Source organism: Roseateles sp. P5_B10, from assembly GCF_056400485.1.
The window spans coordinates 1-9,745 of sequence record NZ_JBFULE010000142.1 but is presented as its reverse complement, the minus strand read 5'-3'; the positions used below and the strand labels follow the sequence as shown (position 1 = coordinate 9,745).

The following is a 9,745-nucleotide window of genomic DNA, read 5'->3' as shown; positions in this document are numbered from 1 at the left end:
AGCCGCGAGCACATCGCCTGACGGGCCGGCTTGGGAGCGGCCCGGCGCTCGGCCCCAGAGAGGCGTTACTTCATCGTGTAGCCGCGGCCGTCCATGCAGGCTTCGATGGCGCGGTTGAACACGCTGCTGTCGGCCTGCGCGTTCGGCTGCGTCGTCGCCCAGCGGTTGCAGTCGCGGCGGTCGTTCTCCAGTTGCTCGGGCGACTGGCCGTTGCGCGGATAGACGATGGGTTCGGGCCTCGGCGCCGGGGCCGCAGGTGCCGGCATCACCTGGGCCGTGGCGGCTTCGGGCGGCGGTGTCGTGACGACGTAGCCTTCCGGCACCGGCCGGTAGTAGACGCCGTTGGCGTAGTAGTAGGGCAGGCCGCCCAGCGTCAGCGTCACATAGGACGGCGGTAACAGCGGGATGACGACGCCGACCGGTGGCAGCACGACGCGGTAGCGCGGGCCATAGGGCTGATACCAGACACCGCCATGGAACCAGTAGCGCCCCGGGCCGGCGCCGATCATGACCGAGCCGTAGGGCACGTGGGGTGCCACATAGCCGGGCGCGGGGTAGTAGTGGTCGTGGTGGTAGCGGTTGTCGAACACCATGCCGATGTTGGCGCGAACGCGCACGTCGGCGTGGGCGGCCGGTGCGGCCAGAACAGCGGTCAGCGCCAGCAGGGCCGCAGCAGAGGAATGGAGCAGAGTCTTCATCGTCTTCAACCCGAAGTCAGGGGTGGATTGCCAACGCCGTCAGCGTCGCGCGGGTGCACTGCGGTGGCATTGCGGCCACGTAAAGTTCACCGCTTCCTGTTCCCAGCCTGTCGCACCGCCATGATCGAACTGTTTTACTACCCCAGCAACGCGAGCTTCGCGCCCCATCTCCTGCTCGAGGAAATGGGCATTCCCTACACGCTGCGCCAGGTGGACCGTGCCAACAACGAGCACAAGTCGCCGGCCTATCTGAAGCTCAACCCGAACGGCGTGATCCCCGTGCTGGTCGACGGTGATCTCGTGCTCTACGAGACGGCCGCCATCCTGATGCATCTGGCCGACTGCCACGCCGGCTTTGCGCCAGCGCCCGGCACCGCCGAGCGGGCCCAGTACTACAAGTGGATGGTCTGGCTGACCAACACGCTGCAGGCCATGCTGATCCACTATTTCTACCCCGACCGCATGGCCGCCAACGCCGACGAGGTGAAGGCCCGTGCCGAGGCGCAGATCGCGCCCATGCTGGACCAGATGGATGCCGAGCTGGCCCGCCATGGCGGCGACTGGTTCCTGGGTGACCAATTCACGGCCATCGACCCGCTGGCCTTCATGCTGTGCCGCTGGACGCGCATGCAGGCCAACCCGGCCAAGACGCGGCCGGCCCTGGGCGCCTATCTGAAGCGGGTGTTCGAGCGGGCGGCAACGCAGCGCGTCGTGGCCAAGGAAAAGCTGCCGGATCCCGTCTATTGATCAGTCGAGAGTCTGCCGGTAGCGCAGCAATGCGATGCCACCCGCCGCGGCCAGAAAGGCCAGCATGGGCCACAACTCCGGCAGCAGCTCGGCTGCGCCCGAGCCCTTGAGCATGACGCCGCGCACGATGCGCAGGAAGTGGGTCAGCGGCAGCACCTCGCCGAGGTATTGCGCCCATTGCGGCATGCCGCGAAAAGGGAACATGAAGCCCGACAGCAGCATGGAAGGCAGGAAGAAGAAGAAGGTCAGCTGCAGGGCCTGCAGCTGGTTCTGTGCCAGCGTCGAGAAGGTGAAGCCCACGCCCAGGTTGGCCAGCATGAAGACGCCGATCATGGCCAGCAGCAGCGTGACGCTGCCCACCATGGGCACGTTGAACAGTGCAAAGGCCGCGCCGAGGATGACGCCCAGTTGCACATAGCCCAGCACGATATAGGGCAGGATCTTGCCGGCCATGACCTCGAAGGGCCGCACCGGCGTGGCCAGCAGGTTCTCCATCGTGCCGCGCTCGCGTTCGCGCGTCATGGCCAGCGCCGTCAGCATGACCATGGTCATCGTTAGGATGGTGCCGACCAGACCCGGCACGATGTTGTAGCGGGACAGGCCTTCCGGGTTGTAGCGGCGCTGGATGCGCACCTCGAAGGGCAGGGGCTGTGGTGCCCGCGAGGCCAGGGCACCGCGCAGGTCGCGGTTCAGCGCCGTCTGGCCGAGTTGGCTCAGCGCGGCGATGGCGTTGCCGCCGGCCGACGGGTCGGTCGCGTCGGCCGCGATCAGCACGGCCGGTTTCTCGCCGCGCACGACGCGGGCGCCGAAGTCGTCCGGCACGACGACGAGGAACTGGATGTCGCCGCGCTGCAGCAATGCGTCGCCGCGCGACTCCGCGATGCCGCTCTCGACGACGTGGAAATAGCCGCTCGTCTGCAGCGCCGCGACCAGGCTGTGCGCCATGGGGCTGGTGTCCTGCGACACGACGGCCGTGGGCAGGCCCTTGGGGTCGGTGTTGATGGCATAGCCGAACAGCACCAGCTGCATGATGGGCACGCCCACCGCCATCGCGAAGGTGAGCTTGTCGCGCAGCATCTGCTGCACTTCCTTCAGCGCGATGGCGAAGATGCGGGCCAGGGCTTGCATCAGGACGCGGCCTCGGCGAAGTTGTCGGTCGCTTGCCCGACCAGTTTGACGAAGGCGTCTTCGAGATCCTTGGCACTGGCCTCCTTCACGATGGACGCTGCAGTGCCGCGAGCGAGGATTCGGCCATAGGCGATGTAGACCAGTTCATCGCAGCGCTCGGCCTCGTCCATGTAATGCGTCGACACGAGCACGGTGATGCCTTCCTGAGCGAGCTGGTGGATCTGGTCCCAGAACTCGCGCCGCGCCTTGGGGTCGACGCCGGCCGTGGGTTCGTCCAGCAGCAACAGGCGAGGTTTGTGCAGCAGGCAGGCGGCCAGCGCCAGGCGTTGCTTCCAGCCACCGGACAGCGCGCCGGCGAGCTGCTTCTCGCGGGTCTTGAGCCCCAGCCGCTCCAAAGCCGTATCGACGGCCTCGCGGCGGTTCTCCATCGAGAACAGGCGCGCGATGAAGTCCAGGTTCTCGCGGATCGACAGGTCTTCGTAGAGGCCGAACTTCTGCGTCATGTAGCCAACCTGGCGCTTGACCTCGGCGGCCTGGCGGCGGAAGTCCAGGCCCAATACCTTCCCTTCGCCGGCGTCGGGCGTCAGCAGGCCGCACAGCATGCGCAGCGACGTGGTCTTGCCGCTGCCATTGGGGCCAAGGAAGCCGACGATGCGGCCGGTGGCGACCTGCATGTCGACGCCGTCGACCACCTTGCGGTTGCCGTAGGACTTGCTCAGTCCCCGGACATCAATGGCCAGCTCGAGGTCGCTGGCCCCTCGGTCGCGGTGTACCGCGCCCGATCCCCCGAGGGGATGCGCGCCGGCTTGGGGCGGCCCTGCGCTCGGCGCCGTCATGGCGTGACATCCAACGGCTGCCCCGGATGCAGGCGCTCCGCGTCCTCGGCCTTCACCGGCCGCGCCTCGACAAGGAAGACGAGTTTGTCGCGCTGCTGGTTGGAGTAGATGACTGGCGGCGTGTATTCCGGGCCGGCGGCGATGAAGCTGATGCGCGCGGGAATGGCCGCGCCGCAGCCGTCGCAGCGCAGGTTCACCGGCGCATCCAGCTTCAGGCCGCCGAGCGCCGACTGCGGCACGTAGAAGCGCGCCTTGCGGTTGGCCGGCGGCAGCAGGGCCAGCACGGGTTGGCCGGCGGCCACCCACTCGCCGGGACGCAGGAAGACGTCCTGCACGCGTGCCGGCATGGGTGCGCTCTGGCGCTTCTGCTCGACGCGCCAGGCCGTCTGCGCGCGGCTGCTCTGGGCTGCGTCAGCCAGAGCGTGGGCGGCATTGCGCTCGTCATCCCGCGCCGGCAGCCGGCCCACTTGCAACGCGGCGTCCAGCTCCATCACGCGAGCACGGGCCTGGGCCAGCACCGTCGCGGCGTCGTCGACGCGAGCCTGGGCGACGAAGCCCCGGCCTAACAACTCCTGCTGGCGCGTCAGGTCGATGCTGGCCAGGCGTTCGGCGGCGCGGGCCTGGTCGAGTTGAGCCTTCGTGACGGCCAGCTCGGGGCCGCGCCGGCCCTTGTCGGCGTTCAGTGCCTGGGCCTGCGCGCTTCTGGCGCGTGCGCTGGCCTCGGCGTCGGCGGCGACCTCAGGTGTCGCGTCCAGTTCGAACAGCGCCTGGCCGGCGGTGACGGCCTCGCCGGAGCGAACGGCCAGCGTGGCCAGCCGACCGGCCACCGGCGGCGCGATATAGACCAATTCGGCCTCGGCATAACCCGTCCAGCCCTCGGGCGGCTTGTCGCCGCAGCCGACCAGCAGCACGGCGAGCAAGGGAAGGATTCGTTTCATGTCGACTCCTCAGACGCCGCTGGCCAGGCCGAGCAGCGCCCATTCGATGCGCCGTTGCAAGGCCGCATCCGACAGCACCTCGTCGTCCACCGCGGCCAGCAGCGCGGGGGGGACAACATCGATGGATTTCATGCCGCCGGCCAGCACGACCGGCGCGACGACAGCGCCCATCAGGAAGGAAAAGCGCGTCAACAGCGGCTGTGGCGTGAGGCGCCCTTGCGCCTCGGCCTCCTGCATCAGCGCCATCAGCACGCCCAGGTGGCGTGGCGCATTCGCGCGCAAGAAGTCCTGGGCCACGGCCTGGCCGGCTTGCGCATCGGCCCAGACGCGCGCGATCAGCGGCCGGTGCTCGCGCACAAAGCGCGCCACGCCCAGCAGCGCGGCGGCCAGGCGCTCCATGACATCGCCGTCGCCAGAACTCGTCAGCGACAGGGCGCTGAACATCTCCTCGTAATGCCGCTGCAGCAGCGCGCGCAGGAAGGCGTCCTTGCTGCCGAAGTGGTAATGGACCATGGCGGGGTTGACGCCGGCCGCCTCGGCCACGCGGCGCACCGACAGGCCGGCGCAGCCAAGCGCGGGGTAGAGGGCGGCGCCGGCGGCGAGCAAGGCCTGGTCCTGATCCTGGCTGGGGCGGGGCATGTCGGCGATTATTGGTCAAGTGTTCAGTAACTACAAGTTGCGGCAAAAGGTCTCTTGCCATCACCGGCCGCTTCACTAGCATGCAGAGAACGAGGCCGGTGCCCAAACGGCCTCAGCTAGGAGACAACCTCATGGACCTCGCCACCTGGATGCGCAGCTTCACCATCCGCACCCGCATGCACGGCGCCATCGCCATGGTGCTGTTGATGTTTGCTGCATTGGGAGTGACCGGCCTGCTCGGCGGCCGCCAGTTGATGGCGCTCAATGTCGACGTCACCACGCATGCGATGCGCGACCTGCAGCACCTGGCCGCCATCCGCCAGGGGCTGGCCGACGTGCGGCTGGAGGAAAAGGAGATGGTCATCGCCTACGAGACGCCCGAGCAGGTCAAGCAGTTCCGCCAGCGCTGGGACGCGGCAGCCCAGCGCCTGGTCGCGGCGCTGCAGGGCCTGCAGGAGGGCACGCGGGAGGAGAACAAGGCCGTGGCGGCCGAGGCGCTGAAGTTTCTGCAGGACTACCGCACGGCGGCCCAGCCGGTGCTCAACCAGATCGAGGCCGGCGGCTTTGACACCGCCARGGTGGCCGACCGCATGTTGAACCGGCCCAAGGCAGCGATGCGCGAGACCGAGAAGCGCGTTGAGAGCATCGCCGCCCTCATCGATGCCCAGGCCAAGGCCACCGAGGCCGAGTTCGGCGCCGAGATGGGCCGCATCGCCTGGCGATCGCTGGCCGTGCTGGTCCTCGTCATGGTGCTCGTCGTGCCGCTCACGCTGATCAACTCGTCCACCATCACCAGCCCGATGCGCTATGCCGGCAGCGTGGCCCAGTCCATCGCCAGCGGCGACCTGAACAACGCCATCCGTATCGTCGGTCGCGACGAAGCCTCCGAACTGTTGCGCGCCCTGGATGCGATGCAATCCAGCCTGCGCGACCTGGTGCGGCAGGTGAAGACCTCGGCGATGAGCATCGAGACGGCCAGCACCGAGGTCGCCTCGGGCAACCAGGACCTGAGCCAGCGCACCGAGCAGGCGGCGTCCAGCCTGCAGCAGACGACCAGTTCGATGGAGGACCTGACCAGCGGCGTGCGCCATGGCGCCGACGCTGCCGGCAAGGCCCGCCAGCTGGCCGAAGGCGCAGCCGAGGTGGCGCGCCGCGGCGGCCAGGAGGTGGCCGACGTCGTCGCGACGATGGAGCAGATCAACACCAGTTCGCGCCGCATCGGCGACATCCTCGGGCTGATCGACAGCATCGCCTTCCAGACCAACATCCTGGCGCTGAACGCGGCCGTCGAGGCGGCACGCGCCGGCGAGCAGGGGCGCGGCTTCGCGGTCGTCGCCAGCGAGGTTCGCCTGCTCGCGCAGCGCTCGGCCGACGCGGCGCGCGAGATCAAGTCGCTGATCTCGGCCAGCCTGGAGCGCACCGAGACGGGCTCCCGGCTCGTGCAGCATGCTGGCACCACCATGCAGGAGATCGTCGACAACGTGCAAAAGGTCAGCGACATGATCGGCGAGGTGGCGGCCGGTGCGGCCGACCAGAGCTCGCGCATCGGCCAGATCAACGGCGCCGTCAGCCAGCTCGATCACATGACGCAGCAGAACGCTGCGCTGGTGGAGGAGTCCGCCGCCGCCGCCGACAGCCTGCGCCAGCAGCTGCAATTGCTGACGGGCGCGGTGGCGCAGTTCAGGCTCGACGGGAACGCCTAGAATCCGCCGCATAGCGCCGATTTGTTCCGGATTGCGGGCGCTCAATAAATGCCGCTAAACAGGGCTCCGATCAACCGGCGTCCCGCAACAGTGGCGCCGGTTTTTTTATTGGAGTGAGGCCATGACGGGCCGTAGCGTCGGCGACGTGTCGCCGCAGAGTTTTCATTTCGACGAACCACTGCCGCTGCGCAGCGGGGCCAGCCTGCCGGCCTACGACCTGATGGTCGAGACCTATGGCCAGCTCAATGCCGAGCGCAGCAATGCCGTGCTGGTCTGCCATGCGCTGAATGCCAGCCACCATGTCGCCGGAACCCTGGCCGGCCAAGCCAAGAGCGAGGGCTGGTGGGACAACCTCATCGGCCCGGGCAAGCCGCTGGACACCGACAAGTTCTTCGTCATCGGTGTCAACAACCTCGGTTCCTGCTTCGGCTCGACCGGCCCCATGCATGTCAACCCCRCCACGGGCCGGGCCTGGGGCGCCGACTTCCCCGTCGTCACCGTGCAGGACTGGGTGGATGCCCAGGCCCGCCTGGTCGAGCGCTTCGGCATCCTGAAGCTGGCGGCCGTGCTGGGCGGGTCCCTGGGCGGCATGCAGGCGCTGGATTGGGCGCTGCGCTATCCCGAGCGCGTGAGCCACTGCATTGCCGTGGCGACCGCGCCGAATCTGTCGGCGCAGAACATCGCTTTCAACGAGGTCGCGCGCCGCGCCATCGTCACCGACCCCGATTTTCACGGCGGCCACTTCTACGCCCACGGCGTGGTGCCCAAGCGCGGCCTGCGCGTGGCGCGCATGATCGGCCACATCACCTACCTGAGCGACGACGTCATGGCCGAGAAGTTCGGCCGCGAGCTCAAGGGTGGCGCACTGGGCTATTCGACCCAGGAYATCGAGTTCCAGATCGAGAGCTATCTGCGCTACCAGGGTGACAAGTTCAGCGACTACTTTGACGCCAACACCTATCTGCTCATCACTCGCGCCCTCGACTACTTCGACCCCGCCTCCGAGCATGGCGGCGACCTGACGCGCGCCTTCGCGACCGCTCGCGCCAAGTTCCTCATCGTCAGCTTCACGACCGACTGGCGCTTCTCGCCCGACCGTTCACGCGAGATCGTCAAGGCCCTGCTCGACAACCGGCTGGACGTGTCCTATGCGGAGATCGACGCGCCGCATGGTCACGACGCCTTCCTGCTCGACGATCCGCGCTATCACGGTGTGCTGGGGGCCTATTTCGAGCGCATCGCCACGAGCCTGGAGCGGCCCGCCGGCTTGCAGCTGAAGGGGGTGGCCATATGAGCTTCGACCCGGCCATCGCGGCGCTGGTGCCGCCCGGCTCACGTGTGCTCGACCTGGGCTGCGGCACAGGCGAGCTGCTCGAGCACCTCATCAAGCACAAGGGCTGCAGCGGCTACGGTGTGGAGCTGGACGACGCCAACCTGCTGGCCTGCGTGAAGCGCGGTGTCAACGTCATCCAGCGCAACCTGGAAGAGGGCCTGGCCATCTTCGAGGACCAGAGCTTCGACGTCGTGCTGCAGCTGGAGACGCTGCAGAACCTGCGCAATGCCGAAGCCATGCTCAAGGAGACGGCGCGCGTGGGCAAGATGGGCATCGTCAGCTTCCCCAACTTCGCCCACTGGCCCAACCGGCTGCAGGTGCTGTTCGGGCGCATGCCAGTCACCCGAGCCCTGCCCTACGAGTGGTACGACACGCCCAATATCCGCGTCGGCACCTTTGCCKACTTCGGCGTGCTGGCGCGCAAGAACCGGCTCAAGATCCTGGACAGTTTCGGCCTGCAGGATGGCGGCGTGGTGCGCACGCGGCCCAATCTGATGGCCAGCGTGGCGGTGTTCAAGTTCGAACGAGAGTGAGCACCCGGCCGGCGCGCAACGGACTCAAACCCTAGCCCACGGCGCGCCTTGATTCGCTAGGCTCGCTACATGTTGCGCGCTCGTTTCCTCGCCTCCATGCTGGCTGCCGGTGTGGCGCCCTGGGTGCGGGCTGAGGCCGCGCCGCTGCGCTTCGTCTACCCGCGCGTCAACGACCAGGGCGAAGAGGCCTTCGGCTTCCAAGGGCTGCGCCTGGCGCTGCAGAAATGGGGGCGGCCCTTCGAGCTGTTGCTGGCGCCCACGTCCACCAACTACCGGCGCTCGCTGTACCAGCTTGAGACGGGCGAAATCGACGTGATAGACATGGGCACCAGTCGAGCCTTCGAAGCCCGTTTTCAGCCGGTGCACCTGCCTGTCGACCGAGGCCTCAGTGGCTGGCGACTGTTGCTGATCCGTGCCGGCATGGTGCCCGCGTTCCGCGCGGTGCACGACCTGGCCGGCCTCGCCCGGCTGCGTGCCGGTCAGGGCCAGGACTGGCCCGATACGCAGTTGCTGCTCGCCGCCGGCCTGGGGGTCGTCAGCGGCAGCGACCTGCCGACGTTGTTCCGCCAGCTGCAGGCGGGCCGCTTCGACTACTTGCCCCTGGGTCTGAATGAGATCCACGGCCTGCTGACCCAATGGCAGGCGTTGGCGCCGGATGCCGTCGTGGAGCCCGACCTCGCCCTGGTCTACCCGTTCGCGCGCCTGCTCTTCGTGCGTCGCGGGGACGGCGAGCGCCACGCGGCCATCACCGAGGGGCTGACGCGGGCCTTCGAAGACGGCTCGTTCAACACGCTGTTCGCTGCCCGGCATGCGGGGCTCGCGCAGGCCCGGTTGGCCGAGCGCCGCGTGCTGCAGATCGACAACCCCGGGCTGAGTGAGGCAACGCGTGCTATCCCGGCGCGCTACTTCATCCGGCCCTAGGAGGCTGTCGGGCTTGGGGTCGGGTGCGCGTTGGGCCTGCAAGGGTGCTGAGACAAGGCGCAAAGCGCAGCGGTACCGGGCGTACCGCGAGCATTTGCAACGCAGGATCGGCGCCCTTGCAGGCCCAACCCGCAGGGCCAGGGCGATTTGCGGGGCGATCCGGCGTTGCGAACTCGTTGTGTGGCCCGCCACACGCCTCGCCCGCGCCTTGTCTCACCCCGCAACTCGCCCTGGCGCGCACCCGACCCCAAGCCCGACAGCCTCCTAGG

The 9,745-nt window shown here is 68.2% G+C and carries 9 protein-coding genes, 1 pseudogene and 1 riboswitch; of the genes and pseudogenes, 5 read left to right on the top strand and 5 right to left on the bottom strand.

All coding sequences use genetic code 11. The annotated features are described in order from the left end of the window. Positions 1-65: 65 nt before the first annotated feature. Positions 66-698 carry a DUF6515 family protein gene (locus tag AC1DU6_RS11725; protein WP_477857354.1) on the bottom strand — a complete coding sequence of 211 codons (633 nt, stop codon included), beginning with the start codon at positions 696-698 and terminating at the stop codon, positions 66-68. Positions 699-818: 120 nt separating this feature from the next. Here AC1DU6_RS11725 and AC1DU6_RS11720 point away from each other — a divergent pair, with 120 nt between their 5' ends. Then, positions 819-1,445, top strand: a complete 627-nt coding sequence (locus tag AC1DU6_RS11720; RefSeq protein WP_056200154.1) for a glutathione S-transferase family protein — start codon at positions 819-821, stop codon at positions 1,443-1,445. On the opposite strand, the gene AC1DU6_RS11715 is transcribed toward AC1DU6_RS11720, so the two are convergent. The 4 genes and pseudogenes from AC1DU6_RS11715 to AC1DU6_RS11700 form a co-directional block, all read right to left on the bottom strand. Further along, on the bottom strand, positions 1,446-2,573 hold the full coding sequence (locus tag AC1DU6_RS11715; RefSeq protein WP_477857352.1) for an ABC transporter permease: 1,128 nt from the start codon (positions 2,571-2,573) through the stop codon (positions 1,446-1,448). A gap of 86 nt (positions 2,574-2,659) precedes the next feature. Further along, a pseudogene (ccmA, locus tag AC1DU6_RS11710) lies at positions 2,660-3,409 on the bottom strand (heme ABC exporter ATP-binding protein CcmA); the annotation flags it as partial. Then, a complete protein-coding gene (locus AC1DU6_RS11705; RefSeq protein ID WP_477857351.1) occupies positions 3,406-4,347 on the bottom strand; it encodes an HlyD family secretion protein in 942 nt (313 codons plus the stop codon). The pseudogene ccmA and the gene AC1DU6_RS11705, both read right to left, overlap by 4 nt. 9 nt (positions 4,348-4,356) lie before the next feature. Further along, positions 4,357-4,986, bottom strand: coding sequence for a TetR/AcrR family transcriptional regulator (locus AC1DU6_RS11700; protein ID WP_477857349.1), 630 nt, complete (start codon positions 4,984-4,986; stop codon positions 4,357-4,359). A 131-nt stretch (positions 4,987-5,117) separates the two neighbouring features. Here AC1DU6_RS11700 and AC1DU6_RS11695 point away from each other — a divergent pair, with 131 nt between their 5' ends. The 4 genes from AC1DU6_RS11695 (at position 5,118) to AC1DU6_RS11680 (ending at position 9,476) form a co-directional block, all read left to right on the top strand. Continuing rightward, complete coding sequence (locus AC1DU6_RS11695) at positions 5,118-6,689, top strand: methyl-accepting chemotaxis protein (RefSeq protein ID WP_477857348.1); 1,572 nt, start codon at positions 5,118-5,120, stop codon at positions 6,687-6,689. A gap of 3 nt (positions 6,690-6,692) precedes the next feature. Further along, a riboswitch (SAM riboswitch) is annotated at positions 6,693-6,768 on the top strand. A gap of 42 nt (positions 6,769-6,810) precedes the next feature. Further along, positions 6,811-7,983, top strand: coding sequence for a homoserine O-succinyltransferase MetX (gene metX / locus AC1DU6_RS11690; RefSeq protein WP_477857346.1), 1,173 nt, complete (start codon positions 6,811-6,813; stop codon positions 7,981-7,983). After that, positions 7,980-8,555 carry a methionine biosynthesis protein MetW gene (gene metW / locus AC1DU6_RS11685; protein ID WP_477857344.1) on the top strand — a complete coding sequence of 192 codons (576 nt, stop codon included), beginning with the start codon at positions 7,980-7,982 and terminating at the stop codon, positions 8,553-8,555. Before metX ends, metW begins: the two co-directional genes overlap by 4 nt. Before the next feature lie 69 nt (positions 8,556-8,624). Next, positions 8,625-9,476 carry a hypothetical protein gene (locus AC1DU6_RS11680; RefSeq protein WP_477857342.1) on the top strand — a complete coding sequence of 284 codons (852 nt, stop codon included), beginning with the start codon at positions 8,625-8,627 and terminating at the stop codon, positions 9,474-9,476. Positions 9,477-9,745: the final 269 nt, after the last annotated feature.